Raw genomic sequence first — 507 nt, 5'->3', positions numbered from 1 at the left:
GCATCATCATCGGCTAAACCTAGGTCACGTGTACACGCCAATGCTTGTGCTGCAAACGCTTCGTTCAGCTCAATCACATCCATTTGCTCTAGTGTTAAACCGGTTTGTGCTAACAGTTTTTTAATCGCAGGTGCAGGACCAAAGCCCATAATGCGAGGTTCAACCCCAACGGTGGTTGCACCAATCACTTTGGCACGAGGTTTTAAACCATATTTTTCTACAGCTGCATCAGACGCAATCAGAATCGCAGCAGCACCATCGTTAATGCCTGATGCATTACCTGCGGTTACTGTACCGTCTGCTTTTACAACAGGTTTTAACTTGGTTAACGCTTCTAAAGTGGTTGATGCACGAGGATGTTCATCTTTTGCCACCACAACCGCATCACCTTTACGCTGTGGAATAGTCACAGGCACGATTTCTTGATCAAAGAAACCGCGTGCTTGTGCAGCAGCCGTACGTTGTTGGCTGGTTAAAGCAAATTGGTCTTGATCAGCACGGCTAATA

General features: G+C 46.5%; 1 protein-coding gene. It reads right to left on the bottom strand.

The annotated features are described in order from the left end of the window. On the bottom strand, positions 1-507 hold a 507-nt coding region (locus tag AC1M9N_RS14475; protein ID WP_481954973.1), incomplete at both ends, for a thiolase family protein.

The sequence above is a fragment of the Acinetobacter sp. ANC_7655 genome, assembly GCF_056784015.1.
This window is presented reverse-complemented; position numbering and strand designations above follow the sequence as displayed.